Below are 26,031 nucleotides of genomic sequence, written 5' to 3'. Positions count from 1 at the left end.
GTTGTCGGGTTCGCCAGACGCTCGACTCCCTCGCTGTCGGCGCTGTGACCGCGCCGACGGCCGTCAGAGCAGGCCACCACGTCGTCGTCGCGGTTCGTCTGATCGTCGGCCGTGGACCCGGCACGCGGGCCCGGCGTCTCCGGTCCTGCTCAGGGACTGCTTCGTTGCTGTTTGGATCGGATGCCCACCCGATCCGTTGTTACCGCTTCGTCACCTTGGAACGCTAACAAGGGGGACACGGTTGCGCAACGGAAACGCACAGACAGGTGACATCCGCAAGCACCCGGGCACTGTGGCGTGTCGCACTCGGTCGCGCCCGTGCAGTTCACCCGCACCGTAGGGGCAGATCGACCGGTTTGACCTCGGTCCTTGCGCTGAGTAGTCTCGGGCGGTCTGCCGTTTCATCCGGGGCTTCCTCGGCATGGGTGGATCAACACGGATAGACGCCGGCGGATCGGCGCTGCACGGAAGCCTGCAGGCGGGTCCCGACAGGGCGTGGTCCTGCGCTGATCCCTGTGCCTGCGGGCCGCCGGGGACGCGCAGAACACACGTACGTGGCCTTCTGCATCATGCGATCCGGGCTCCGCCGTGCGGTCCCACCCGCGGGTGGGACGCCGTTGGAGCCGTCGCATGGGGTCACGGGACGCATCGGACACCAGCCGCGGCGCCACGAGGTGCCGGAGAACTTTAAGGAGAATCACCGTGAGCAAGGGCAAGCGGACATTCCAGCCGAACAATCGGCGCCGCGCGCGCGTTCATGGGTTCCGGCTGCGCATGCGCACCCGCGCCGGCCGCTCGATCGTCGCGAACCGTCGTCGTAAGGGCCGCGCGGCACTGTCTGCCTGACCGGCAGCCAGAGCGCGGAACGCGACAGTGCTGCAGGACCGGTACCGTCTGCGCCGCCGTGGAGACTTCACCACGGTGATGCGCGGTGGTCGTCGGTGCGGCCGCCGCGACATCGTCGTCCATGCGGTGACCGAGCATCAGCCGGTCACTGTCCACGGCCCGCGTTTCGGCCTGATCGTCAGCACAGCCGTCGGGAATTCGGTGGTACGCCACCGGGTCTCCCGGCGGCTTCGTCATGTCGCCGCAGGGTACGTCGATCGACTCGATCCCGACGTGTCCGTAGTGCTGCGGGCATTGCCGGGTGCGGCCGGCGCGACGTCGGCGCAGCTCGACCGTCAGGTGGGCGGCTGCCTGCGGAAGCTGGGCCTGCTCGGTGGCCCGGCGGCGCCGCGATGACCGGCGGGCGGGGTGCGCTGCGGCGCATGGCCGCACAGCCCGCTCGCGCCGCAGTGTTCGCCGTGGAGCTCTACCGCACGTATGTCTCGCCCACCCGGGCACCCACGTGCCGGTTCATCCCGACCTGCAGTGAGTACGCCGTCACCGCCCTGCGAGAATGGGGCTTGTTGCGCGGCACCGCGCTCGCCTGCTGGCGCCTGCTCAAGTGCGGACCGTGGTATCCGGGAGGATGGGACCCTGTTCCACCGCGTCACGGGCATCGAAGCTCGGCGACCGGAGATGCGGGCCACGCGGAGGATCCCGTGGCCGCCTCCGGACCGGAGACCAAGACGATGGCGGCGGGCCCGGTCCGCCATGATTGACCGCACCGATCGTTCGACGTTGCATCGGACGGGCTGCACCGCAGTCTGCGCTGAGAATAGGAGTGCCTAGCGCCGTGCTTGACTTCATCTACTGGCCTGTCTCGTGGATCATGCGGATGTGGTACAAGTTCTTCGAGCTCCTGGGGTTGGGCTCGCAGAGCGCGATCACATGGGTGCTGTCCGTCGTGTTCCTCGTGTTCACGTTGCGCGTGATCCTGTACTGGCCCGCGGTCAAACAGATCCGCACCACGCGTCAGATGCAGGAGCTGCAACCGCAGATCAAGGCCCTGCAGAAGAAGTACAAGAACGACCGGCAGCGCATGGCCGTCGAGATGCAGAAGCTGCAGAAGGAGCACGGGTTCAACCCGCTGCTGGGCTGTCTGCCGATGCTCGCCCAGGCGCCGGTGTTCATCGGCCTGTTCCACGTGCTGCGCTCGTTCAACCGCACCGGCGGTATCGGTCGCGTCGTCAACGTCTGCGAGGACATCCCCGACCCGGCGACGTGCGCGCAGGTGAACGCGGGCATCGCGAACTATGCGTTCACTCCGGAAGACGTGAACAACTTCATGCACGCGAACATCTTCGGCGTGCCGCTGTCCAGCTACATCACGCAGTCGGCGGAGACCTTCAAGGGGTTCTTCGGATTCATCGATACGCCGTCGCGTGCGCTCATCGCCGCGGTTGCCGTACCGCTGATGATCGTGGCCGCCGTCGCCACGCATCTGAACGCCAAGGCGTCGGTCGCCCGCCAGAGCCCGGATGCCGCGACGCAGCCGCAGGCGAAGATCATGAACAAGCTGGCGGTGTACGTGTTCCCGCTGGGTGTGCTCGTCTCCGGTTCGTTCCTGCCGGTGGCCATCCTCATCTACTGGGTGAGCAACAACGCGTGGACCGTGGTTCAGCAGCACTACGTGTTCAAGAAGATCGAGAAGGAAGAGGCCGCGAAGAAGGAGCGGCTGGAGCAGGTGCGTGCCGATCGTGCGCCCAAGCCGGGAGCACGGCCGACCCAGGGCAAGAAGGGGCGGGCCAAGGGTGCGGCCGCGGTGATCGACGGCGACGTCGTTTCGGACGAAGAAGCCGCGGCGGAGGGCGGCGAGGCCGCCGAAGACGACGGCGCCCCGTCGCAGACGGGAAGCGGCGCGGGTGGCGATTCCGCCGCGCAGCAGCCGAAGAAGAAGCCGGCCCCCGGACAGAAGCCGAATGCGCGGAAGGGACAGCAGGGCCAGAAGAGCGGCGGCGGGCAGAACCAGAATCGGTCGGGGCAAGGCCAGAAGCGTCGTCCCCAGGGACAGGGCTCCGGCGGTAAGGGGCCGCAGAAGAAGTCGGGCGGCGGCAAGAAGAAGCACCGCTGACGACGGTGCTCCCCCGGGCCGCGCACGCGGCGCCAGAGAGCCCGCCGCAGCCGGTCCCCGCATAGCGATGACGAAGCCTCCCCGTACGGGGCACGAGACAAGGAGAGATCACGTGGCTCACGACGACCTGCTGCAGCCCGAAGGGGCGCAGGCCGAAGACCAACAGTCCGACACGCCCGCGGAGGCCGACACCGCGGCGGAGCAGTCGACCGACGAGCAGGACGGGTCCGGGCTCAGTGGTGAAGAGCTGCTTGTCGAGGAGGGCGAGATCGCCGGCGACTACCTCGAGCAGCTGCTCGACGTCCTCGACTACGACGGGGACATCGACATGGACGTCGAGGGCCGTCGTGCGGTCGTGAGTGTCGACGGGGGCCGTGACCTCGGACGGCTGGTCGGCCAGTCAGGCGACGTGCTCGACGCCTTGCAGGAGCTGACCCGCCTCGCGGTCCAGCAGCAGACCGGCGTCCGCAGCCGGCTGATGCTGGACGTGGCCGGCTGGCGTGCGGGCAAGCGCACCGAACTGACACGCTTGGGAACGACGGTGGCCGAACGGGTAAAAGACAGCGGCGAACGCGAAGAGCTCAAGCCGATGACGCCCTTCGAACGCAAGATCGTCCATGACGCAGTGGCGTCGGTCGACGGCGTCTACAGCGAGAGTGTGGGCACAGACTCCTCTCGGCGCGTCGTCGTTCTGCCCGAGTGAAGCAGAGCGGTCGGTAGCGGAAGCGGTCCCCGTAGTCGCGCACTGCGGGGACCGGCTGCTTTTCACCCCCGTATCCGACATGGCGGCCGAACATCGGGTCGGGGCGGGTTTTCCACAGCGGCCGTATCGCGGACTTGTGCGGCCAGTCGTCCACCAGGGACAATGAGAGCCGGTACTGCGGATCGAGTGCCCGGAGAGTGCGTGCGTGGGTACGCATCGCGGGGCGTTGCGGTGAAGCACCGAATGCTCACCCCTCGAACTACACCCTTGTGTTTCTGACCCATAGTGCACCGTCTGTCGTGAGCGAGGTTGTTTCACGTGGAACAAGAAGTTCCAGAGTCCATGCGGGAAGCCGCCGAGCAGGTATTCGGGGATCGGTTGCCTCTCGCGCTCGGGTATTACGCATCCTTGGCGTCCGATGGCGTGGAGCGAGGGCTGATCGGCCCGCGTGAGGTGCCCCGGCTTTGGGAGCGGCACATCCTCAACTGCGCAGTCCTCGGTGAACTGATCGACGACGGCGCGACCGTCGTGGATATCGGCAGTGGCGCCGGCCTGCCTGGCATTCCACTGGCGATCGCCCGCCCCGATCTGACCATCAAGCTCGTCGAACCGCTGTTGCGCCGGACCCGATACCTCGGCGAGGTCAACGAGTTGCTCGGGCTCGGGGCGATCGTTGTACGCGGAAGGGCGGAGCAGTCGGGTGTGGTGAAGGAGGCGGGCGGTGCGGACTATGTGACTTCGCGTGCGGTGGCACCACTGGAGCGGCTGGTTCCCTGGTCGTTGCCTCTGGTGCGCAAGGGCGGGCATATGCTCGCGATCAAAGGGTCCAGCGCCGGGGAGGAGATCGATCGAGCACGCCGGGACCTGGAGAAGGCCGGTGCCACGGAGTTGCGATTGGCCACCTGTGGTGAGGGACTTCTGAGTACGCCGACTACTGTGGTGTCCGCAGTACGTGCGACTCGCAGGGTTGCTCGTGCGCAGTGATGCGCCCCGCGCGAACAACGAGGTCCATGCAGGTGATTCTTGCGTCGTCCCATCCTCGTGACTCCGTCGTGGACCACCGAGCGCCTACGCAGCGCGGCTGCACTGGTTCCCGCGAAGTCGCCGTTTCACGTGAAACGACGGACCGTGGTTTGGACCGTGCGTTCGCCGCGTTTCACGTGAAACACTCCCCTTGCGCGAACGAACTACAGGCTGACGACTCCAACGGACGGTGGCATGACTAACGACACTGCTGAAGAAGTGCAGAACGCGCAGCCGGCGCTTGAGGCGCTCCCTCGGCCGGAGGCGCGGCGTGTGATCACGATCGCGAACCAGAAGGGCGGCGTCGGCAAGACCACCACCGCGGTCAACCTTGCAGCGGCGCTCGCCGCACACGGGTTGTCGGTTCTCGTCATCGACCTCGACCCCCAAGGCAATGCAAGTACTGCGCTCGGCATCGACCACCGATCTGGAGTGGCTTCGTCGTACGAGCTGCTCATCGGCGAGGTCGATATGGCCGAGGCGATCCATCAGAGCCCGCACAACGAGAATCTCTATTGCGTGCCGGCCACCATCGATCTCGCCGGTGCCGAGATCGAGCTCGTCTCGATGGTTGCGCGCGAGGGCAGGTTGAAGAATGCGATCGACCACACGGCACTCGATCAGCACAACATCGACTACGTACTCATCGACTGCCCGCCATCGCTCGGCCTGCTCACGGTGAACGCATTGGTGGCGGCGCGCGAGGTGCTGCTGCCGATCCAATGCGAGTACTACGCCCTCGAAGGCGTTGGACAGCTTCTTCGCAACATCGAGCTCGTGCAGGCGCACCTCAATCCCTCGCTCCATGTCTCGACAATCCTGCTGACGATGTACGACGGCAGGACGAAGCTGGCCGGGCAGGTGGCGGACGAGGTGCGCAATCACTTTGGTGCGGTGGTGCTCAGGACGATCATCCCCCGAAGCGTGAAGGTGTCCGAGGCGCCGGGCTATGGTTTGACGGTGTTGGAGTACGACCCGGCCTCGAGGGGTGCGATGAGCTACCTGGATGCCGGGAAGGAAATAGCGGAGCGTGGGGCAGCCACGGTCAAGGTGCGGGAGCGATGAGATGAGTCAGACACGTAAGGGCGGCCTGGGGCGAGGGCTGGCCGCGTTGATCCCCACCGGACCGACAGAGGGTCCGCGACTCGGCGCCGCCGCGGCGGACGTGGTGTTCGGCCCCGATTCGAAGATCATCGGTGCGCCGGCGGGGCCCGAGAAGGACGAGGACTCGTCGGTCGACTCCCCCGAGGAAGTACGTGTTGACGGTGACGCGTCGGGTGCGGCGCCGACCGGCACGAAGACCGCCTCCACAAAGAACGAGTCCGCGCAGGACGACTCCGATGAGGGCGGCGCTGCACGACGCGATGCAGTGGCGAGTCGGAACATTGGAGAGCAGGCGCCCGCGTCTGCGGGGCGTAGTGACGCGAACGCGGCCCGCACGGACTCCGATACCGGCGCGGGTGGACCCGCGGACATCGGTGCGGAGTATCGAGAGATTCCGCTCGAACAGATCGAGCCGAACCCCAAGCAGCCGCGTCAGGTCTTCGATGAGGAGGCACTGGCGGAGCTGGTGCACTCGATCCGCGAGTTCGGACTGCTGCAACCGGTGGTCGTTCGCGAGGTTTCCCGTGACCGTTTCCAGCTGATCATGGGCGAGCGCCGCTGGCGCGCGAGTCAGCGTGCGGAAACCGCCACGATTCCGGCGATCGTGCGCAACAACGCGGACGACACACTCCTACGTGACGCGCTGCTGGAGAACATTCACCGCGTCCAGCTGAATCCACTCGAAGAGGCATCGGCTTACCAGCAGCTGCTGGAGGAGTTCGGCGTGACGCACGATGAACTGGCGTCGCGCATCGGGCGCTCTCGGCCGGTCATCTCGAACACGATACGTCTGCTGCGGCTGCCGGTACCGGTGCAGCGGCGCGTCGCCGCCGGAGTGCTGTCCGCCGGACACGCGCGCGCGTTGCTGTCGCTGGAGGCGGGCGCGGAGGCGCAGGAAGCGCTCGCCGCGCGTGTCATCGCCGAGGGGATGTCGGTGCGCGCCACCGAGGAGGCGGTGACGCTCGCGAACAGGGAGGGCGACTCCCCGACCCCGGCTCCGGTCCGCCGTAAGCCGATTCAGATGCCGGCGCTGCAGGAGGTGGCGGAGCGGCTCTCGGACAGTTTCGACACGCGGGTGACCGTGAGCCTGGGCAAGAAGAAGGGCAAAATTGTCGTCGAGTTCGGCACCGTCGACGATCTCGAGCGCATCATCAAGCTCATGGAGCACGAGAACGACTGAAGCGCTCTTGCGGGCGATCGCGGATCGGCATGTGATCGTCCAATGATGCGTCGGGGTTTCGTCACTGTGATGAAACTCGGGCGGCGTGGTGTGGAGATGGTGCCCCTCGGCAGGGCGAACGCGGTGGGAGGCGATTGGCGCAGTGGAGGTGGACACCACTCCCCTGACCCTGGCGACGATAGGCGATCTTCCGGGACACGGACGATCGTGCGTCTTCTGGGAGGTCGACCCTGATTCCGGCGACGGCCCGCACCTCGATGCAGCCTTCGAGAAGGAGGCGTGGCTTTCGATGGTGATGCTGGACTGGGGCCCGTGCGGACGGATCGCATGGGAGGAGGACGCCGCTGTCGGCTACGCGCTGTACGCCCCTCCGGCGCTCCTCCCGTACGCCCATCGCTTTCCGACGGGGCCGGCGAGCACGGACGCGATCCTGTTGACGCAGCTGACCAGCCGGGCGGGACCTGCGGGAGAGATGGACCCCGGCCGGGACGCCGTTCTTCTCGACGCCGTTGTGGGCGACTTGATACGGCGCGGTGTGCGCGCGGTCGAGGCGTTCGGCTATCGGGCGCCCGCAACGTTGGGCCCCGGCGACCAGGCCTTCGATCCGTTCGACCTGGTGCGGGGCATACCGGAGTCGGCCGGGCCCGATTGCACGTGCTCGCGGTGCATGATTCCGGCGGTATCCTTGGCCGCGTGGGGATTCGAAGAGGTAGCGCCCCACAGTCTGTTCCCGCGGTTCCGCCTGGAACTGGGCCGCGATCTGGGATGGAAGGCCGAGGTGGAAGCGGCGCTCGAGAGCCTGCTCGTCACCGATCAGGCGGTGTCGACGCCGCGCGCGGGAGGTTCGCCCTTGGTCACCGCCCGGGCGTCGGCGGAATCCAGGATGCGATAGCCCCGCGGATTCGGTGGCCGTCTGATTCGGTGGACGCGCGGACTCGACTAGTCCAGGCGGTCTGCACGCCCTGGGTTCAGGACTGTTCCTCGGCGAGCAGGCGGGAGAAGGTGTAGCTGCCCGTCGGCTGGTCGTCCTTGTCCAGCAGGTAGAGGCGCTTGACGGCGACGAGGACCGCCTCGGCGACGATGTCCCGGGTCTGCGGGTTCGACAGCAGCGTGAGGTCGGTGGCGTTCGACAGATAGCCCACGTCGACCTGGGCGACGGGCATACGCGTGAGACGCAGGATATCCCAGGTGCGGGCGTGGCTGCGGCAGTCGCGCAAGGCCGTGCGTGCCACGATCTCGCGCTGGATGAATCCGCTGAGGATCGAACCGATCATCGAGGTGGACCCGTGCGTGTTGCCGAAGTGGAAGGTGGCGACACCGTTGGGGTGCGGCGAGCTCGATGAGCTCGCCTGGATGGAGATCATGAGGTCGGCGCCGAAGGCGTTAGCGATGTGCGCGCGTTCGGCCACGGTGGGGCTGTTCCTGCGACCCCGGGTCAGGATGGTCTCCATACCGGTGGCGGCCATGCGACCCTCGAGGCGGGTCGTGATGTCCCATGCGATGTCCGCCTGGGTGAGCGATTCGTTGTCCGCGTGCGGGTTCGGCACGGTCAACCCGGGTTCGGTGCCGCCGAGGCCCGGGTCGAGCACGATGCGCTTGCCCGCCAGGCGGGGACCCGAGCGGCGCACCAGCTCGCGTTCCGTCAAGGCGTGCGGAGACCCGCCGGTGACACGGGTGCCGAGAAACTGCAGCGACCGCAGGGTGGCGGGCCCGCAGATACCGTCGGCGGAAAGGCCGTACTCGCTCTGGTACGACACCAACGCCTCGTGTGTGGCGCGGCCGAAGTAGCCGTCGACCAGGTCGCGGTAGAAGCCGAGATCCTGCAGCCGCAGCTGGAGGGTGGCGACGTCGTCGCCGGTCATCGGCGCCGCCACCTGGTAGGCCAGCGTGCGGGTGCCCAGGCGGTAGGAAGCGTCGCGCAGCGCTTGGTACGTGGCAGGCCCGACGACTCCGTCGACGAGCAGACCCCGTTGCTGCTGGAAGGTGCGGATGACCAGGTCGAGGTGTTCATCGAAAAAAGGCTCGCCGCGATTCCACTGCTCGCTGCCGACCGGCACGGACGCATCCACCGCGGCTTCGCCCCGGAGCATGCCGATACCGGTGAGGATGGTACGAACCTCCGCCACCGCGGCACCGCGCGAGCCGAGGCGGAGTGGGTGCATGCCGTTCGTACCTTTCGCGTGGGATCGTCGTTCACTGGATTGGTCGGCCCGGACACCGGCCGCATCGCCGGCCCCGACGGCCGCTGCACGGACCATCGCCGAGTTCCGCGCTCATTCTTCCAGAACGACGTGCGAATGGCCGCGCGGGGCATCGTCCGTGTGACGGGCGAGGTGGGGGTGTCGCGCAGTGGCGCCGGGGCAGCCGGTGCGCCGAGAGATTGCGGGCCCCGGCGAGTATGTCACCGGGGCCCGCAACGTGTACCGGATCAGATCTTTCCGGACAACAGTTCGAGGATCTTGGACTTGGACTGAGCGCCCACGAGCTGGCCCGATTGCCGGCCGCCCTCAAAGAGCATCAGCGTCGGGATGGACATGATCTGCAGGTCGCGCTGGATCCCCGGCGCCTTGTCCACGTCCACCTTGGCGAAGGTGACCTTGTCGGAATGCGCCGCGGCGAGCTCCTCGATGACAGGAGCGATCATCTTGCACGGACCGCACCATGTGGCCCAGAAGTCCACGAGCACAGGCTTGTCGCTCTGCAGCACGTCGTTCTCGAAAGAACCTTCGGTGACGGTGATCGTCGAGGACATGGGGAACCTCCGGATTTCGGTCGGATGGATCAGACGGTGGCGGCGACGGGGCCCGCCGCGTGCGTACTGGCGGACTTCACGGCGTCGTCGCCGGCGGGGTGCGAGGCCAGCCAACGCTCCGCCTCGATAGCGGCGGAGCAGCCGGTGCCGGCGGCCGTGACCGCCTGCCGGAATGTGTGGTCGACAAGGTCGCCGGCCGCGAAGACCCCGGGAGCGGACGTGGACGTCATCGGCGAAGCGACGCGCACGTAGCCGTCCTCGTCGGTGTCCACCTGGCCGCGGACCAGCTCGCTGCGCGGGTCGTGGCCGATGGCGACGAACATGCCGGTGACCGCGAGGGTCGACTCCTCGCCGGTCACCGTGTCACGCAGGTTCAGCGTGGACACCGCATTGTCGCCGACGACCGACTCGACCGCTTTGTTGGTGAGGAACCGGATCTTCTCGTTGGCCCGGGCGCGTTCAAGCATGATCTTGGATGCACGGAACTCCTCGCGCCGGTGCACGATGGTGACCGACCGGGCGAACTTGGTCAGGAAGGTCGCCTCCTCCATCGCCGAGTCTCCGCCGCCGATCACGGCGATATCCTGCTCCTTGAAGAAGAAGCCGTCGCAGGTGGCGCAGGAGCTGACGCCGCGGCCGAGCAGCTCCTGTTCCCCGGGAACGCCCAGGTAACGCGCGGCTGCGCCCATCGTGAGGATCACGGCACGCGCCCGGTGGACCTCGTCGCCGACGGTGACCGTCTTCACCGGGCCGGACAGGTCGATGGCGTCGACATCCTCGGTGCGCACGTCGGCACCGAACCGGATGGCCTGTTCACGCATCTGGTCCATCAGTTCGGGGCCCATGATGCCCTGGGCGAAACCGGGGTAGTTCTCCACGTCTGTGGTGGTCATCAGCGCGCCGCCGAACTGGGAGCCCTCGAACAGGACGGGCGCGAGCTCTGCGCGGCCGGCGTAGATCCCGGCCGTGTACCCGGCGGGGCCTGAGCCGACGATGATGAGTTCGTGGACTGTGGAGGTGCTCATGCGTGCCTTCCGTTCGGGCGGTACGAGTATGCCGGCGGTCGCAGCGGCCCGGACCGGGGTGGCGGCCGAGTCGATCGCGTGTCGTCGTCGAGCCCGGGCGCGTCGCGGGTCCGCTCCACGGGCCGCACTGTGCCAACGGAGGCCCGGGACGCCGTCCGGCGTGTCTTTCCGGTCAACACCAGACTAATCCGTGTTGTTCCCGAGCCGGGTGCGGCGGAGGATCAGGGCGCGCCGAGGTCGGTCCGGAAGAGCAGCCCGTCGCCGTTCACGCCGCACTGCGCGGTGACGACGAGTCCGGTCAGCATCGGAGGACGAGGGCCGGGCACGAGCAGCAGGGTGCCCTTGTGGCCGTCCACGTGCACCGGGCCGGACCCCAGGATCCGCGCACCGGTCGGAAGCCCGTTGGCGGCCAGGCACCGGCGGAGGACTGCGGGGTCGGCAAACGGCCCCAGGTCCGTCCTGCCCTGCATCTGCAGCAGCGCGCCGCCGTCGACGGAGGCGCCGCCAGGGCGCTCCCCCGCGTGGTCCGCGGGGGCATTGACGCTGCTGTCGTTGGTCAGTCCGTCCGCGGCGATGTCGCGGGGGACGGCGGCCCCGGCGGCGGGTGCGCTGTGCGCTGCGACGGCACCGGTGGAGACGTCCGAGCCGGCGGTGAGCCAGAACGTGGAACCGCCCACGGCGGCCCCGATGGCGGCGACAGCGGCCGCGGCGGCGAGCATCCGGCGTCCACGGGGAGCCGAGGTACGTGCGGCCGCGGGATCGCCCGCTGAGCAGGCGCCGGCGGGCGCCGGCGGGGCGTTCCCCGGCGCGGACTCCGCGACCAGGGCGCGGCGTAGCCGGGCCGCGACGAGCTCCGGCATCGCTCCGTCCCGCACTGTTCCGTCCGGCGCGGCGCCTGCTGCGACGGCGTCGGGGCGCTCGGCGGCGGCCGACGGGCCTGCGGTCCGGGGCATGACGGTAGCGAGTCGCGCGCGGACCTCGTCGAGGTCGCCGAGGAGGCGGGCGGCGTCCGGATCGGCGAGGACCGCCTCGCGCGGCGCGCGCAGGTGGTCCGGAGTGTCAGGGCCGGCGGTGGACGGGGCCGCCCCCGGGCCGGGAGGCCGCGTGCCCGGCGCTTCGTCGTGTTCGCACAGGTCCGCGTGCAGCGCGGCGACAACCGCCGGCGGGAAGGGCGGCGAGTGTGCGGCGTCCGCAGCATGCTCCGTCGACATCCCGGGGCTCACTCCTCTCCATCGCTTCTGCCGTGCGATCCGTGCGGCCCGTGGGTTTTCGCCGCTGTCTTCTAGGACGCATACCGGTGCCCGCGGGTTCCGGCCGCGCGGTCCGGGTGGGCCGGCCGCTTCACCCGGTCCGATCAGCCGGCGTGCTCGCGCAGGCCCGCGAGGGTGCGGGCGAGTTTGAGTCGGGCACGCGCGCAACGGCTCTTCACGGTGCCCCGCGCGACTCCCAGCATCTGCGCCGCGTCCGCCACCGACCGGCCTTCCACGTCGACCAGATAGACGGCCATTCGCTGTTCGTCGGGCAACTCGGCCAGGGCCACGCGCAACGTCATCGCAGCGTCGACCCGGGCGAAACCATCGTGGTGGTCCGCCGGTTCCCAGCCGCCCTCGGGGAACGGCACCGATGGCCGCGCGGCGTTGCGGCGGAGCCGGTCGAGGCAGCTGTTCACCACGATCCTGTGCAGCCAGCTGCGCACGGCGCACTCGCCGCGGAACGCCCCGGCACGCCGGTGGGCGGAGAGCAGCGCCTCCTGGACCGCGTCCGCGGCGTCCTCCGCATCGCGACAATTGCGCCGTGCAACCGCCCACAGATAGTCCTGGTGCCGGGCGATCAGATCCGCGAACGCGTACCGGTCACCCCGCACATGGTCGGCGAGTAGCTCCACATCGCTCCGCGAGCGATCCCCCCCATTGGTCCGCACGCACGGAACTTTAGCGCACCGGACGGCGGGCTCTGCGGGAGACTGCCGTCACTATTCCGCGACGGTGAACTGGACCTCGGTGATCTTGGACTGGAAGCGCGAGCCCGCGGGACCCAACTCCGTCAGCCACACGAGCACGTGCGTGGACGCCTGGTCGGTGGGCGGGTCCACCGCGATCTCGGTGTGCCCGCCCTCGAGCTGGGCCGACGCGATAAGACGTGTCTGCGCGATCGACGCGTTGGGTCCCGGCGCGGTCCGGATCTCGACGTGCGTGCCCGGGGTGGGCGAGTCGATGCCGACCTTCATGACCTTGACCGGCCTGTCGAACTCGGCCATGAGACCCACGCCGTTCTTGAGGGCCGGCAGCTGCTGGAAGTACTGGTCCGTCGACCACTGCGTGCCCGGGTCGCCGTCGATGGCGAGCGGCGCGCCGCGCGGATCGTCCGGGACGCCCTGCGGCGAGTACACGGCGATCTTGACGGGCTTCGCGGTGACGCTCGCCGGCGGTGGCGGCGGGGCGGGCGCCTGCTCGGTGGTGGGCGCGGCCGTCGTAGTCGGATTGAGGCCGATGTTCTGTTGTGTCAACGGTGCGTCGCTGCCCCCGCCGAAGACGTCGCCCACCTGCACCATCACGAAGATGACGACGGCGATCACGGCGACCGCGAGCGCCACCAGCACGGTGGACATCGTCTTGCGGGACGGCCCCTTGGGGCCGTCGTCGAGCAGTAGGGACCGCGGGCGCGCGGCGGTGCGCCGGGGCGGCGACTGCCCGCCCCCCGCGGGTATCCGCCCGGTGTGTTCGTCGGCGGTGCGGTGCGGTGCGTCCGAATGCGGTCCGGGAGCCGCACGGTCCGGTGCTGGGGCCGCGTGCTCCGTCTCCCCGGTGTGCCTCCCGTCCTCGCGTGCGACGGGCGCGTCGACGGGGCGTCCTTCTCCTCGGGCGCCCCGGTCGGTCCTGGCGAACCGGCGGCCGGGAGGCGGAGGTGTGGGCGCGTTGGCGGCCTGCTCGAGCACGTGTTGGACGGTCGCGGCGGTGCGGATGCCGCTGTTGCCCTGGATGGCGCGCATCGCCACCGCCGAGATCTCGAACGGGATGTCCGTGCGCACGACGTGCGGCTCGGTGGGCAGGCCCTGTGCGCCGAGCAACGCAGTGCGGAATCCCCCGACCTCGCCGGCCGGGTCGTCCTTGGAGGCCGGCCACTCGTTGGTGAGCAGCGCGTACAGCGTGGCGCCGAGACCGTGGACGTCGTCGGCGTGGTCGACGCCGGGCAGCGTGGCCGGGAAGGCGAGGACCGCGGCGCCGTCGGGCGTGATGCGGATGCGGTCGGGATGGTCGATGCACATCTCGGCGCCCGCCCGGTGCGCCTGCTCGGCGGCCGAGGCGAGGACGGCCACGGCCCGGGCGGCGCCGTCCGGCGGCGGATCGGTGGCCGCGACCTCGCTGAGCGGGCTGCCGTCGGTCCACTCGGAGACGACGATGCCGCCGGAGACGCTGCGGACGACGTCGAGCACGCGGGCCAGGCCGGGTGCGCTGATCTTGCCGAGCCGCAACGTGCGGGAGAGGATGCTGTCGGCGTCGGTGGACGCGTCCGCGCCGGCGCGGACCCCGTCGGGGTCGATGAAGGTGAGTGCGACCTCGCGGTCGAGGCGGGTGTCGAGCGCCTTCCAGAAATGCAGGCCGCGCGTGCCGCCGTGCCGGACGAGCAGCCGGTACCGTCCGCCCGCGACCATCGCGCCGGGGATCAGTCGCGGTCCGCGCTGGGGGCTGCCGGATCCGGCGCGCTGCGCCGCGGCGTGCGTCTCTGTCACTTGCAACTTCCTCAAGGCGGCATCGACCCGTGGCAGCAGCGGGTCGTAGGTGGTCGTGTCGAATCCAGAGTACGGGACGAACAGGTCCGGAAGCGGTTGTCCGGGCCCGCTGAACAGCGGTCCGCGCGGCACGGGCCGCCGCGATCGCACCGGGTCCCCGGCGTACGGGTCCTCCGGCTGGATGGCGCCGTGCCCCGGGGGCGGGAGGTGCCGGCCGTCGCGTGCTCCCGCGTCGCCGGGGGGCAGCGCGCCGCCGGGGCCGTCGCCGGCGCGCGTGCCGTCGAAGTCCTCCCTGTACTGCCCGGGCCGGGCACCGTACATGGCGTCGTGCGGGTGGCCCTCTGCGACGGCGGAGTCTGCGGCGGCCGCCCGGCGCAGGCGGGCGGGTGTCACGGCACCCGGCAGCACCCGTACCAGCACGCGGGCCAGGGACCGGCCCACTTGGTCGACCATGGGGATGCGCATGCGGGACAGCACCAGGACCGTCACCGTGAGCATGACGACGCCGTCGACGCTGACGGCCACCACGGACAGAAGCCCGCGCCCGCGGCCGGCGATGTCGTGCAGTCCGGTGAGAAGCTCGAGGAGCAGCATCGCGGCGACGCCGACGGCGGATGCGAAAAGTATGCGCATCGAGTCGTGCAAGATGGAGCCGAGGTTGAGGTGCCCGAGGCTCCGGCGCAGCAGTGCGCCGCCGACGACGACGCCCGCGACGAAGCCGAGCCCGTTGGCGGTGCCGAGCGCGATGACGACGTGTTCCGGAGCGACGAGCACGGGCGCGAACAACGACAGCGCCGTCTTCACCGCCATGATGCCGATGATGATGAAGGTCGGCGTCCACGCCTCTTCGCGCGCGTAGAACACGCGCAGCTGCAGCAGCACCATGGCGTACGGGATGAGGGTGAACGCGGACGCGGACAGCGTGATGCCCAGCAGCGTCGCCGAGTCCCCGCCGAACGCGCCGTAGTTGAACAGTGCGCGCCCGATGCCCGGCCCGTCGAAGGTGAAGAACATGACGACGGGCAGCAGGGCGAGCATCGTCAGCTTGGTCGACATCGTGAGGTCGTCGACGACGGCCCGGTTGTCGCCGGCCGCCGCGTTGCGGCTCAACTGCGGCATCACCGCGGTGAGCAGCGTGACACCGAGGATGCCGTAGGGAACCTGGAGCAGCAGCCAGACGAAGTTGTAGATGGCGGGGCCCGCCGCGTCGGCGTCGGCGGCGATCCGCGTGGTGATGACCATCCCCACCTGGCTGATCGCCACGTACACGATGATCGCCACGGCCATGCCCGCGAACTTCTTGAGCCGCGGGTCGATGCCCCAGAGCGGACGCAGGTCGATCCGTTGCCGACGGATCGCGGGGACGAGCACCGCAGCCTGGCACAGCACGCCGAGCGTGGTGCCGATGCCCAGCACGAGCAGCTTGGGAGTGCCCATGTCCACCGGGTTGAGGGTGATCTCGCCGGGCATCACCGCGAAGAGCACCAGCACCGTGATTGCCACGGCGTTGTTGACCACCGGGGCCCACGCGCCCGGTTTGAACACGCTCCGGGTGTTGAGGATCGCGGTGAGCAACCCGCCGGCGCCGTAGAAGATGATCTGCGGCAGCAGTAGGTAGGCGAAGGCGGTGGACAGCCCCAGGTCCACCTCGGAGTCGTCGCCCACCATGAGCTGTGACAACCACGGCGCGGCCGCGACGGAGACCACGGTGGCGATGCCGAAGATCGTCATCGCCACCGTGAAGAGTCTTCGCATGAACGCGGCGCCGCCGTCGGCGTCCTCGCGTTCGGCGCGGACCAGCACGGGGATGACGATGGCGGTGAGCACCGCACCGAGCACCAGCTCGGACACCAGGTTCGGCAGCGTGTTGGAGACGGTGAACGCGCTCGCCATGGCCGGGCCGAGGACCGCCGCGGTGAGGAGCACCTTGAAGAACCCGGTGATGCGGCTGATCAGGGTGGCGATGGCCATCGACCCGGTGGATGCGAGGACGCTGGGCCGGGAGCCCCCGCTGCGGGCGCCGGACGCGTCCGGTCCGGCGCCGCGAGTGCTGCGCACCCCGGCGTCGCTACCGTCGTCGTGGTGGCGGTGGGCGTCGGTCATCTGGCTTCTCAACCTTCGTCTTCCGGGCCCGGATGCGCATCGTCGCGGCGGTACTGCTCGAGGACGGGCCCGCGTTCGCTCGCACGATCGTCGGCCCGGTCGTGCTGTCCGCGCAACCGATGCCATCCGCGGCGGCCCGCGAGGAACAGCAGCAACGCGCCGGAGACGCCGGTCAGCACGGGTATCACCATGCCGTACGCGTTCGAATGCAGCGAAATGTGGATCTGCTCACCGATCGGGGTGGAATCGGGCGCGAGGAGCTGCACGCGCAGGTCCATCTGCCGGCTGAACTCGATCTGCGCGGGGACCTGGATCTGCCGGCTCCCGCGTGCGGGTATGACGTAGTCGTCCGCCTGGCCGATCTGCACGCCCTCGGGGGCACGAATCCGCAGGCTCGTGGTCACGGGCATCGCCAGGTCGTTCTTCGCGACGACGAGCAATGGGCTCTGCGACGAGGCGAGCGTGTAGACGGAGCCGGGTGCCACGACGGTGACCGCGTCGAACTGGTCGGTCAACGACGCCGTGAGCGCCGCGGTCCGGTCCTCCGCGGCGGCGCGCACGTCGGATGTTCCGGAGCCGCCGCGGCCCCACGTGCTCACCGCCCGCAGCACGTCACGGTAGAGCGGCGTGATGTAGTGCTCCGGGGTTTCGCCGTCCGGGCCGTTGCCTGCGAGCATGCCGCTCAGGGTTCCCAGCCGGGCGAGCTGGCCGCGGAGTTTCTCGATCAGGGTGTCCGACACCGATCGGTCGGTGTTCCACGTGAAACCGAAGCCCGCTCGGCCGGTCGCACCGGTGCCACCGGAGCCGGGATCGGACCCGTCCGTGCCGACCTCCGCGATCCCGTCTCCAGGGTTGGGATCGGACAGTTCGGCCGATGGTGCCCCGGGCGCCCCCGCCGCGGCGAGCGCGGTGCTCAGGGGGCGCGGTGCGGCGAGGCCGTCCTGATAGGCCCGTTGCAGCAGACCCAGCAGCGCGGAGGCCTCGTCGTGGTCGGCAGTCCAATCCTGGGGCGGCGCGATGACGAGCGGCGCGGGTGGCGTGGTGGCATCGGATCCGCTTCCGGAGCCGCCGGAACGGAGCGCGGACATCGCGGAGCGCCGGGCTTCGAGCAACGGCCAGGCGACGGCCCCCATGGCATCCTGCAGTCGCGCCGTGCGGGAGTCGTCGTCGATCTCGAATCGAAGGTCCTCGGGCACGAATGCGGGCGTGGACGGTTGGGCGCCGACGGCGGCGAGCGCGGCGCTGGTGGGCATGTCGAACAGCAGCGCGGGATTCGATGCGATCGGCGCGCCGCCCGCTGGGGCACCGGGTTCGGGGGGCCCGGCCTCGGAAACGCCGTCGGCCGCAGCCGCTTCGTCGGCCGCCTTCGCCGGGGTGATCCGCGCGACGTCCGCGGTTTCGCCGCTCGCCGAGGAGGTCGAGCCGGAACCCGCCATCTTCGCTGCCCCGGCGGTCTCCACCGTGTTGTCCGCGATGAGCACGGTGGGCGCCGCGTGGCGATCCGCGGGCGGAGCGGCAGGATCGGGGGGCGCCGGTGCGGCGCCGGCCGATTCCTCCGGTGCGGGGGCGAGGGCCTGCGTGACGGTGGCGAGGGTTGCGGGCGCCAGCTGCCCCGTCGAAGGCCACACGAGGTCGCGCACCGATTTCACTCCCAGGATGCCGTCGACTATGTCGGCGGGAGCGGCGAGAGCCGAGGCGGTGACCTGCGGCGACGCGAGACTCCGCACCGCGTCGAGGTCGGCCTGCGCGAACGGCAGCGCCACCGTGCATGTCTGCGCCGCGAGTTCACGCAGATCCTTGAGCCATGCCGCAGCCGCGGCCTGGCCCTCCGCCTCCACCGTGTCGGTGCTCGACGGGTCGGAATCCGGGTCGGCGGGGTCTTTGGAGACCTCGAAACCGCGGGTCATCGCGTCGACCGTGACGAGCAGGTCCGGGTCGATGGCGAGGCACAGCCCGGCGCCGAGCGCGCCGTGCGGGTCGGCCTCCGGGCTGAGCGCCTCGCGCGCGGCGGCGAGCACACCGTGCAGTCTGCCGCCGGGCGCCAGCGACCGCGGGAGCGAATCGTCGACGAGGCGGACGGCGGCGGGCGAATCCAAGGCCGGCCCGGGCTGGCCCGCTGCGAGCTCGGGTGCCGCGGTCAGCGGATACAGCATGGTCACCGGCACCGGGGACGGTGCCACCGGCCCCTGTTGCCGGGCGGTGGCGGTGGGGGTGGCGCCGGCGGGCAGGGACAGGACCGGAAGCAGGAATCGCGCGTCGTCCAACCGGGCGCGCCCGCCGTAGTCGGGGGTCCCGTTGACGTTGACCAGCAGCGGATACACGCCTGGTTCGGTGATCTCCAGCGAGCGCGTCGCGGTGTCGTTGAGTGGGAGCGACAAGGTGAAATCCGCCGATTCGCCTTGGCCGAGCGACTCGGCCACCGGGTGGAAGAGGCCGACGGTGCCGTAGCTGCTCTGATCGAGGCTCAAGACCGAACGCACCTCCTCGGTGGCGTCGATCCGCGGTGCGCGTTGCAGGCGGACCTCCACGTCGGACACGTCGCGGTCGCCGACGTTGCGGACGGTTCCGGTGACGGTGACGGTGTCCTCGCGGCCGTCCTGGCGGGGCCGTCCCCCTGGGGTGCCGCCACCGGTGGTCCGGTCGTCGCGGACGACCTCAGGCGTGACGGTGCTGATCGTGAGCGAGAGGAACTGGGGCATGCCGGCGCGGCGGGAGTCGCCGGATGAGGTGCCGTCGGCGGCGGCTGCCGTCGTGGGTTCCGACGCCGTGGGTGTTGCCACCTCGGTGGTCGGGGTGGGTGCCGCGGTGACGGGCGCGGCATGCGCGGCCGGGGCGGCGACGCCGACGGCGAGAGCCGCCGGCGCGCACGTGAGCGAAGCCGCAGCCACCGCGGCGGCCGCTCGACGCACCCCGTGCACGACGCCGGACGGCCTGGTGGTCCGGATCCTCATGTGGGGCTGGTCTTCCCCCTCGGCTTCGGAAGCATCGCGCGGTGGCTGCGGCGGCGCCTGCGGGCCCGCTTGGACGGCTCGGATCCCGGCTGCGGCCGCGGCGGGGCTCCCACCTCGTCGCCGGCGTCTCCGCGCGGCGCGGGTCCGGAGATCATCTCGCCGAGTATCTCGGCTGCGACGGCGGCGAGCTTGCGCTCGTCCGCGTAGGCGAGCCGCCCGGAGAGTTCCCCGAGAGGGACCCACTCCACCTCGCTGACCTCGTAGTCCTCGTCGGAGAGCTCGCCGCCCTGGTAGCGCAGCAGGAAGTGGTGGACGGTCTTGTGGATGCGGCGGCCGTCGGAGACGAACCAGTAGTCGATGCTTCCGAGCGACGCGAGCACCTCGCCACGGATCCCCGTCTCCTCGGCGATCTCGCGCGTCGCGGTCTGCTCGACGGTCTCGCCGGCCTCGACGTGCCCCTTGGGCATGGACCACAGCGTGCGGCCGCGGCGGTCGAGCCGGCCGATCAGCGCGGCCCGAAGCTCGCCCGCGGGCGCGGAACCGTCCGCGGAGGTGCGGTCGAAACCGTCGATGACGAGGCCGCCTGCGGAAGTCTCGCGGACGGTGTGCATGCGCCGGCCGGTGGTTCCGTCACCCGTGCGGCGTCCCCCGCCGGAGCCCTGCCGCGCACCGTTGTTCCGCGTGCCGGAGTTGCGTGCACCCGCGCCGCGCGTGCCCCCGTTGCGTGCTCCCCCGCTCCGCGTGCCGTTGCCCGGCTGAGCGGGGCGCCGTCGGCGACGACGCCCGCTGCGGGAGTGATCGGCGGGGGACACGTGGACAATCGTACTTGGCGGTCTCGGACGTAGGGGGACGCCGTCGACTATGTCGGATGGCCGCCACGATAAAATGGCCGATCGTGTCGACTACCCGAGGATCCGAGGCCGAACGCCGGCAGCGGCTGCTTGCCGGCGCCACTGCGACCCTGCGGTCGCTCTCGGAAATACTGGCCGGACTGGGCGGCAGGTTCTCCGAGCGCGGACACCGTTTGTATCTGGTGGGCGGCAGCGTCCGCGATGCCGTGCTGGGCAGGCTGGGCACGGACCTCGACTTCACCACCGATGCCCGCCCGGAGCAGGTCCAGGAGATCTTGTCGGGCTGGGCGGAGGCCCAGTGGGACACCGGTATCGCATTCGGGACGATCAGCGCGGTCCGCTCGGGATGGCAGATCGAGGTGACCACCTTCCGCGCGGACAAGTATGACCGTGTGAGCCGCAATCCGGCCGTCACCTACGGCGAGAGCCTCGAGGACGACCTGGTCCGGCGCGACTTCACCGTCAACGCTATGGCGGTGCGGGTGGACAGCGACGGGACGCTGGAGTTCGTCGATCCGCTCGGAGGGCTCGATCACCTGCTCGCCGGCGTACTCGACACGCCCACCCGGCCCGAGGACTCCTTCGACGACGACCCGCTGCGGATGCTGCGCGCGGCCCGCTTCGTCGCGCAGCTGGGGTTCACGCCGACGCCCCGGGTGGTCGAGGCGATGACGGCCATGACCGGGCAACTGGAGCGGATCACGGTCGAGCGGATCCGGGTGGAGCTCGACAAGCTGATGCTCGGCGAGCACGCGGTGGAGGGAGTGGACCTGCTCTGCCGCACGGGCCTGGCCGAGTACGTGATCCCCGAGGTCCCGGCGATGCAGCTGGAGATCGACGAGCACCACCAGCACAAGGACGTGTACCGGCACTCGCTCACCGTCCTGCAGCAGGCGATGGACCTCGAGGACGGGGATCCGGACCTCGTGCTGCGGCTTGCGGCGTTGTTCCATGACATCGGCAAGCCGGCCACCAAGCGCAACGAGCCGGGCGGGGCCGTGAGCTTCCACCACCACGAGGTGGTGGGTGCGAAGATGACCCGCAAACGGATGCGTGCGCTGAAATACTCGAAGAAGATGATCGAGGACGTCTCGACGCTGGTGTTCCTGCACCTGCGCTTCCACGGATACGGCAGTGGCGAGTGGACCGACTCGGCCGTGCGCAGGTATGTCAACGACGCCGGCGTGCTGCTGCCGCGCCTGCACAAGCTCGTGCGTGCCGACTGCACGACCCGCAACAAGCGACGCGCGGCGCGGCTTCAGGCTACGTACGACGATCTGGAACGCCGCATCGCAGCCATCGCGGCCGCGGAGGACCTCGCGCGGGTGCGTCCCGACCTTGACGGCAACGCGATCATGGAGTTGCTGGGCATCGGTCCGGGCCGGGAGGTCGGCGCGGCGTGGCGGTTCCTCAAGGAGCTGCGGCTGGAGCGTGGACCGCTCCCCCGGGACGAGGCGGAACGCGAGCTGCTCGACTGGTGGGCGCGTCGCGTTTGACGGCCCTGTGTTTCACGTGAAACCGCGCGGGCGGTCGGCCCCGGCGGGCCGCGGCGTCCCGCACCGGCGGTAGTTCTTCGCCGCGGGAGGGCCCGGAGCGGCATTAGGCTGTGGTCATGAGCAACTCGCCCGAAGGAACTGCACGACGGATCGTCCTGCTGGGCGCGGCGGGCGCGACGGGCCGATCGGCGCTCGAGGCGCTCAGACACGCCGGTTACGAGGTGGTGGCGCACAGCCGCCGCGTGGGGACCGGCGCCGCACTGCCGCGGGCGGACGACGACGGCGTGCGCTGGGTCGGCGGCGACCTAGTGGGCGACGGCACGCACCTGCGCCGCGTGCTGGACGGCGCGGACGCGGTGGTGGACATGCGTGTGGCGCTGCCGACGTCGCTGCGGACCGCGGGCGCAATACGGCAGTATCGCGCAGTGCGGGACGGGGGCGTGCGTGCGCTGGTCGACGCGGCGCTGCAGTTCCGGATCCCCCGGATCGTGCACGACACCATCACGATGGTCTACCGCGACGGCGGGGACGCCTGGCTGGACGAGTCGAGCCCGGTGAGCGCGCCCGGACCGATGCGCGCGAACCTTGCGGGCGAGGCGCACGTGCGCCGCTTCACGGAGGGGGGCGGGACGGGGGTGAGTCTCCGGTTGGCGCAGGTGCACGGCGCTCCGGCCGACGACCCGATGATGGCGATGATCGAATCGGTCGCCCGCCGCGGATGGTTCGCGCTGGCCGGTCGGGACGGCTCCTACTTCTCGTCGATCGCGCTGTCGGACGTCGGTCGCGCCGTGGTCGCGGCGCTGGACGCCCCCGCCGGGCTCTACAACGTGGCCGAGGAGCCGCGGACGCGTGGCGAATGGCGGCGCGAGATCGCCCGCCGCGTGGGCCGCGACGATCTGCGCACGCTTCCCGGCCTGGTGGCGGGTCCCCTCGGACGCTCCCAACGCGTCTCCAGTGCGCGTTTCACCGGCGCGACCGGCTGGGCGCCGCAGGCCGAACCGTTCGGCGCCTGACGGGAACCGCTGTGTCTTCCGGCGCGTCCTAGGGGCAGGCGGCGTGCGTGAGGACGGGGGCGTGTGGACATCACCTATGCATTCGGTACGGGCGACGGTGAGGTGACGGAATGGACGTCACCGGCGGGCCTCGACGTGGACGGCGACGGCACGGTGGACGCGGTGGCACTGGACTTCGACGGTGACGGCCTGATCGACGACGCCATGTGGGATGCGGACTCGGACGGGGTCGCGGACACCACCTGCCTCGACGTCGCGGCCGGCGCGGGCGGGGGCGAACGGTGGTTCGTCGACGCCGCGGGCGACGGCACCTGGGCCACGGAGATCCGGGTGGAGCACGGGGCCGGCGGCGCACCCGGCGGGCAGCAGGTCGGGCAGCAGGACGGGCAGCAGGACGGGAGCCTGCTCGTCGACTCCGACGACGACGGCTTTCCGGACACGCGGCTGGTGGACTCGGATGGCGACGGCTACCTTGACACGGCCGGACCGGCGCCACCGCCACTGTCCCCGCCACCGCCACTGTCCCCGCCACAGCCTCCGGCGGGGTCCGGGTCCGCCGCCGCGGCGATGCTCCGCGGGCTGGCCGCCGTCCCCGGTACCGGCTCCTGGGGTGTGGGCGTCCGCTGAGAGCGTGCGCGATTCACGCACGCCGATCACCGCGCCGCCGCGGCGGATCAGTGCCAAGATGGCAGTGTGACGTATCCAGCTGATGGAGAGGGACGCCAGGAATCGCCGGTCGCACAGGTGGGCCCGGGGAGCCTGCTCGTGTCCGGAACCCATCTGACGGAACCGGTCTTCCGCCGCAGCGTGATCTACGTGATCGAGAACAACGACGGCGGAACGCTCGGCATGGTCCTCAATCGCCCCAGCGAGACGCCGCTGGTCGACGGCCTGCCGGAGTGGTCCGAGGTCTGCTCCCCCGCCAAGGTGTTCCACCTGGGCGGCCCGGTGAAGCTGGACGGCGCGTTGTGCCTGGGGGTTCTCCGGCGCGGCGTCGGTATCGACGACGTCGACGGGATCACCCGGGTGGACGGGCGGGTGGTCCTCATCGACGTCGCGGCGGATCCGCTCGACGTGGCGCCGCTGGTGGAGGGCGCGCGCATCTTCGTCGGCTACTCGGGGTGGACGTTCGGGCAGCTCGACGGCGAGCTGCTGCGCGACGACTGGATGGTGTTCACCTCGCGGCCGGGCGACATCATCGCGCCCCCGCAGGTGGACCTGTGGGGGCGCGTGCTCCGGCGGCAGCCCCAGCCGTGGGCGATGCTCGCGACGCATCCCATCGACGTCGATCGGAACTGATCGGGCGCCGGAACCCGGCGAGGTCGCCTACCGCTGCGCGGCGCGCGCGGCGGTGTCGTTCATCAGCGTCGCCGCCGTCTGCCGGAAGTGATCGAGCACCTCCGGTGGCAGAGCCTCGGTGGACGGCTGGTGGACCATGACGCGGATGGAGGTCCCGTCCACCTCCTCGGCCGTGAGGATCGTCGTGACGCTCCCGGCATCGCCCACGGACTGCGTGCGGGTGATGCCCAGCGGTTTCTCCCCCGTCGCACCGGCAGGCGCGAAGGTCTCGGTGGTGACATCGGTGGCGGTGCCGTCGACCTCCACCGTCACCTGGCCGCACCGGTCGAGGGACGAGCGGAACGCGTCCAGCGAGGGGTCGTCGCGTGAGACGATCACGCCGATCTTGGTGCCCTGGTCCTCATTGCCGGCCGCCACCATCGCGGTGGCCGCCGGGTCGAGGCCGGCGGTGAGGTCGAGGGTGTTCTTGCACTCGGCAGGGTCCACCACCTGCGACTTCGCCTTGTCGCGCACTTGGTTGAGCGTCGCATCCAGCTGGGCGGTCGTCACCGGGGCGGCCACGAACCCCTCGCCGAAGGCGGCCTGTTCCGGCAGCAGCGCACGCAGCTCCTCGGAACCGGCCTGCGCCGCCGCCGCGGTGGCGGCCGTGCCGGTCGCGCTCTCGACGGAGCCGGAATCGGCGTCCGAGCCTGAGGAGCACGCGCCGAGCACACCGGCGAGCGTCAGCGCGGACGCTGCGGATACGGCTGCGACGCGGACGCGTCCGCCTCGGATGGTGGTCATCGTTCCCCCTGCTGTTCGACTCGTCCGCAGTGTGACGGACGGCATAACGATACCGGCGGGTGCCATGCCGGCCGGGGGCAGGCCCGCGGGGGGCGGATCAGCCGCGGGCGGCGCGGTCCGCCAGCGCGTTGGCGGCGGCCGCGAACTCGTTTGCGCGATCGGTGGTCACGGTGATCCTGTCGCCGGACGCGGCGCGTACTGTGAATCCGGGCCCGCGCCGGGTGACCACCCCGTACCGCCTGCGCGGGCGCACGCGCAGCCCCCAGCCGCCGAATTCGGCGAACGGGTGCACATCGTGCACGCGGGACTCGGTGAACTCGTCGGCCCCGTACCCGATCATCGTCACTCCGAGACACAGCACGCGCAGACCCTTGTCGTCGAGAACCACGTTGAATCGTGATACCACGGCGACGAGCAGCGCCCCCGCGATGAACAGCGGCACCGGCCACGGCGACCCCACCAGTACGCACGTCGCCACCGCGACGGCGGCGAGGAAACCGTAGATTCCGGCGGCGGCACGCCCGCCGATGCCCACGGTGTCCGCGACCGGCAAGACGAGCGGGTCGGCACGGGGCAGCTCCGGCGGCGGAGGCGCGGTCGCCGGAATCCGTGGACGGTGGTCGCCCAGCAGTGCCGCGCCGACGAGCCCTACGACGAGGCCGACGAGGACCCCCGCCCCTATCGACCAGGTGCTCAGGCGGGCGTCCGCCGGGTCGTCCAGGTCGAGTTGGCTTGCGAGGAGCACGATGTCGACGGTGGCGATCAGCCCGGTGACCAGGCACGCCACCGCCAGCATGACGCGCCTGAGCATCAGTTGCGCGCGGGTCGACGCGGCGACGGCCCCGGCGCCGGCGCCGATCACGATGATGAGCGCCGCGATGAACCATGCGTTGGACCACGGGCTGGAGAAGCCGTCGGGGGCGCCCGAACCGGACCAGTGATCAGCGATGCGGTCGGGCAGCCGGTCCGCCCACACGGCGGTGAGCGCCGCCGTGACCGCGGCGGCGAGCACCGGGAAGCCAGGCCGAAGGCGGCGCCGGCCGGGTCGACGCGCCTGCCCGC

The 26,031-nt window shown here is 70.5% G+C and carries 23 protein-coding genes; 13 read left to right on the top strand and 10 right to left on the bottom strand.

Features of this window, described 5'->3' with window-relative positions:
- Positions 1 to 702: 702 nt before the first annotated feature.
- The 9 genes from rpmH (at position 703) to H4F70_RS20090 (ending at position 7,858) form a co-directional block, all read left to right on the top strand.
- Positions 703 to 846 (top strand): 50S ribosomal protein L34, encoded by a 144-nt coding sequence (gene rpmH, locus H4F70_RS20135; protein ID WP_143910285.1) that lies wholly within the window; start codon positions 703 to 705, stop codon positions 844 to 846.
- 27 nt (positions 847 to 873) lie between these two features.
- Positions 874 to 1,242, top strand: coding sequence for a ribonuclease P protein component (gene rnpA, locus H4F70_RS20130; RefSeq protein ID WP_182358526.1), 369 nt, complete (start codon positions 874 to 876; stop codon positions 1,240 to 1,242).
- On the top strand, positions 1,239 to 1,604 hold the full coding sequence (yidD, locus tag H4F70_RS20125) for a membrane protein insertion efficiency factor YidD (RefSeq protein ID WP_182348340.1): 366 nt from the start codon (positions 1,239 to 1,241) through the stop codon (positions 1,602 to 1,604). Before rnpA ends, yidD begins: the two co-directional genes overlap by 4 nt.
- A 74-nt stretch (positions 1,605 to 1,678) precedes the next feature.
- Complete coding sequence (gene yidC, locus H4F70_RS20120) at positions 1,679 to 2,956, top strand: membrane protein insertase YidC (protein WP_182358525.1); 1,278 nt, start codon at positions 1,679 to 1,681, stop codon at positions 2,954 to 2,956.
- Positions 2,957 to 3,023: 67 nt separating this feature from the next.
- Positions 3,024 to 3,659: a Jag family protein gene (locus tag H4F70_RS20115; RefSeq protein ID WP_182358524.1), complete on the top strand. Its 636-nt coding sequence runs from the start codon at positions 3,024 to 3,026 to the stop codon at positions 3,657 to 3,659.
- Between the two features lie 309 nt (positions 3,660 to 3,968).
- Entirely contained in the window at positions 3,969 to 4,643 is a 675-nt protein-coding gene (gene rsmG / locus H4F70_RS20110) for a 16S rRNA (guanine(527)-N(7))-methyltransferase RsmG (RefSeq protein ID WP_372497620.1), read from the top strand.
- Between the two features lie 234 nt (positions 4,644 to 4,877).
- Entirely contained in the window at positions 4,878 to 5,747 is an 870-nt protein-coding gene (locus H4F70_RS20105; RefSeq protein ID WP_182348343.1) for a ParA family protein, read from the top strand.
- Between the two features lies 1 nt (position 5,748).
- Positions 5,749 to 6,966 carry a ParB/RepB/Spo0J family partition protein gene (locus H4F70_RS20095; protein ID WP_235681248.1) on the top strand — a complete coding sequence of 406 codons (1,218 nt, stop codon included), beginning with the start codon at positions 5,749 to 5,751 and terminating at the stop codon, positions 6,964 to 6,966.
- A gap of 142 nt (positions 6,967 to 7,108) precedes the next feature.
- Positions 7,109 to 7,858 carry an acetyltransferase gene (locus H4F70_RS20090; RefSeq protein WP_182358523.1) on the top strand — a complete coding sequence of 250 codons (750 nt, stop codon included), beginning with the start codon at positions 7,109 to 7,111 and terminating at the stop codon, positions 7,856 to 7,858.
- 76 nt (positions 7,859 to 7,934) lie between these two features.
- Here H4F70_RS20090 and H4F70_RS20085 read toward each other — a convergent pair whose 3' ends face one another.
- The 8 genes from H4F70_RS20085 to H4F70_RS20050 form a co-directional block, all read right to left on the bottom strand.
- Positions 7,935 to 9,128 (bottom strand): N-acetylmuramoyl-L-alanine amidase, encoded by a 1,194-nt coding sequence (locus H4F70_RS20085; RefSeq protein ID WP_182348346.1) that lies wholly within the window; start codon positions 9,126 to 9,128, stop codon positions 7,935 to 7,937.
- A 266-nt stretch (positions 9,129 to 9,394) separates the two neighbouring features.
- Positions 9,395 to 9,718 carry a thioredoxin gene (gene trxA, locus H4F70_RS20080; RefSeq protein WP_182348347.1) on the bottom strand — a complete coding sequence of 108 codons (324 nt, stop codon included), beginning with the start codon at positions 9,716 to 9,718 and terminating at the stop codon, positions 9,395 to 9,397.
- Positions 9,719 to 9,747: 29 nt separating this feature from the next.
- Positions 9,748 to 10,743, bottom strand: coding sequence for a thioredoxin-disulfide reductase (gene trxB, locus H4F70_RS20075; protein WP_182358522.1), 996 nt, complete (start codon positions 10,741 to 10,743; stop codon positions 9,748 to 9,750).
- Positions 10,744 to 10,964: 221 nt separating this feature from the next.
- Positions 10,965 to 11,954 (bottom strand): hypothetical protein, encoded by a 990-nt coding sequence (locus H4F70_RS20070; RefSeq protein WP_182358521.1) that lies wholly within the window; start codon positions 11,952 to 11,954, stop codon positions 10,965 to 10,967.
- Between the two features lie 143 nt (positions 11,955 to 12,097).
- Positions 12,098 to 12,664 carry an RNA polymerase sigma factor SigM gene (gene sigM, locus H4F70_RS20065; RefSeq protein WP_182358520.1) on the bottom strand — a complete coding sequence of 189 codons (567 nt, stop codon included), beginning with the start codon at positions 12,662 to 12,664 and terminating at the stop codon, positions 12,098 to 12,100.
- A 51-nt stretch (positions 12,665 to 12,715) separates the two neighbouring features.
- Positions 12,716 to 16,576: a murein biosynthesis integral membrane protein MurJ gene (locus H4F70_RS20060; protein WP_182358519.1), complete on the bottom strand. Its 3,861-nt coding sequence runs from the start codon at positions 16,574 to 16,576 to the stop codon at positions 12,716 to 12,718.
- An 8-nt stretch (positions 16,577 to 16,584) separates the two neighbouring features.
- On the bottom strand, positions 16,585 to 19,527 hold the full coding sequence (locus H4F70_RS20055; RefSeq protein WP_182358518.1) for a glycoprotein: 2,943 nt from the start codon (positions 19,525 to 19,527) through the stop codon (positions 16,585 to 16,587).
- A complete protein-coding gene (locus tag H4F70_RS20050) occupies positions 19,524 to 20,339 on the bottom strand; it encodes an NUDIX hydrolase (RefSeq protein ID WP_235681247.1) in 816 nt (271 codons plus the stop codon). Before H4F70_RS20050 ends, H4F70_RS20055 begins: the two co-directional genes overlap by 4 nt.
- Before the next feature lie 83 nt (positions 20,340 to 20,422).
- On the opposite strand from H4F70_RS20050, the gene H4F70_RS20045 reads away from it, so the two are divergent.
- From H4F70_RS20045 to H4F70_RS20030, 4 genes are all read left to right on the top strand, one after another.
- Complete coding sequence (locus H4F70_RS20045; RefSeq protein ID WP_235681246.1) at positions 20,423 to 21,874, top strand: CCA tRNA nucleotidyltransferase; 1,452 nt, start codon at positions 20,423 to 20,425, stop codon at positions 21,872 to 21,874.
- A 116-nt stretch (positions 21,875 to 21,990) separates the two neighbouring features.
- Positions 21,991 to 22,887, top strand: a complete 897-nt coding sequence (locus H4F70_RS20040) for an NAD-dependent epimerase/dehydratase family protein (RefSeq protein WP_182358516.1) — start codon at positions 21,991 to 21,993, stop codon at positions 22,885 to 22,887.
- Between the two features lie 63 nt (positions 22,888 to 22,950).
- Complete coding sequence (locus H4F70_RS20035; protein WP_182358515.1) at positions 22,951 to 23,514, top strand: hypothetical protein; 564 nt, start codon at positions 22,951 to 22,953, stop codon at positions 23,512 to 23,514.
- A gap of 66 nt (positions 23,515 to 23,580) precedes the next feature.
- Positions 23,581 to 24,186 carry a YqgE/AlgH family protein gene (locus tag H4F70_RS20030; protein ID WP_182358514.1) on the top strand — a complete coding sequence of 202 codons (606 nt, stop codon included), beginning with the start codon at positions 23,581 to 23,583 and terminating at the stop codon, positions 24,184 to 24,186.
- Positions 24,187 to 24,213: 27 nt separating this feature from the next.
- Here the strand turns inward: H4F70_RS20030 and H4F70_RS20025 are convergent, their stop codons facing one another.
- Together H4F70_RS20025 and H4F70_RS20020 are read right to left on the bottom strand one after the other, a co-directional pair.
- Positions 24,214 to 24,969 carry a hypothetical protein gene (locus H4F70_RS20025; protein ID WP_182358513.1) on the bottom strand — a complete coding sequence of 252 codons (756 nt, stop codon included), beginning with the start codon at positions 24,967 to 24,969 and terminating at the stop codon, positions 24,214 to 24,216.
- A gap of 97 nt (positions 24,970 to 25,066) precedes the next feature.
- Positions 25,067 to 25,981 (bottom strand): DUF1648 domain-containing protein, encoded by a 915-nt coding sequence (locus tag H4F70_RS20020; RefSeq protein ID WP_235681245.1) that lies wholly within the window; start codon positions 25,979 to 25,981, stop codon positions 25,067 to 25,069.
- Between the last annotated feature and the right edge of the window lie 50 nt (positions 25,982 to 26,031).

Source organism: Tomitella gaofuii (assembly GCF_014126825.1).
Taxonomy (GTDB): Bacteria; Actinomycetota; Actinomycetes; order Mycobacteriales; family Mycobacteriaceae; genus Tomitella; species Tomitella gaofuii.
Note: the sequence above shows the minus strand (reverse complement) of the source record. Positions and strands in the feature narration are given on the sequence as shown.

Excerpts from the sequence above, each read along its gene's own strand:
- yidD (WP_182348340.1), top strand. The coding sequence starts at position 1,239 with ATGACCGGCGGGCGGGGTGCGCTGCGGCGCATGGCCGCACAGCCCGCT.
- H4F70_RS20115 (WP_182358524.1), top strand. The coding sequence starts at position 3,024 with ATGACGAAGCCTCCCCGTACGGGGCACGAGACAAGGAGAGATCACGTG.
- H4F70_RS20105 (WP_182348343.1), top strand. The coding sequence starts at position 4,878 with ATGACTAACGACACTGCTGAAGAAGTGCAGAACGCGCAGCCGGCGCTT.
- H4F70_RS20095 (WP_235681248.1), top strand. The coding sequence starts at position 5,749 with ATGAGTCAGACACGTAAGGGCGGCCTGGGGCGAGGGCTGGCCGCGTTG.
- H4F70_RS20085 (WP_182348346.1), bottom strand. The coding sequence starts at position 9,128 with ATGCACCCACTCCGCCTCGGCTCGCGCGGTGCCGCGGTGGCGGAGGTT.
- trxA (WP_182348347.1), bottom strand. The coding sequence starts at position 9,718 with ATGTCCTCGACGATCACCGTCACCGAAGGTTCTTTCGAGAACGACGTG.
- trxB (WP_182358522.1), bottom strand. The coding sequence starts at position 10,743 with ATGAGCACCTCCACAGTCCACGAACTCATCATCGTCGGCTCAGGCCCC.
- H4F70_RS20070 (WP_182358521.1), bottom strand. The coding sequence starts at position 11,954 with ATGTCGACGGAGCATGCTGCGGACGCCGCACACTCGCCGCCCTTCCCG.
- H4F70_RS20060 (WP_182358519.1), bottom strand. The coding sequence starts at position 16,576 with ATGACCGACGCCCACCGCCACCACGACGACGGTAGCGACGCCGGGGTG.
- H4F70_RS20055 (WP_182358518.1), bottom strand. The coding sequence starts at position 19,527 with ATGAGGATCCGGACCACCAGGCCGTCCGGCGTCGTGCACGGGGTGCGT.
- H4F70_RS20040 (WP_182358516.1), top strand. The coding sequence starts at position 21,991 with ATGAGCAACTCGCCCGAAGGAACTGCACGACGGATCGTCCTGCTGGGC.
- H4F70_RS20025 (WP_182358513.1), bottom strand. The coding sequence starts at position 24,969 with ATGACCACCATCCGAGGCGGACGCGTCCGCGTCGCAGCCGTATCCGCA.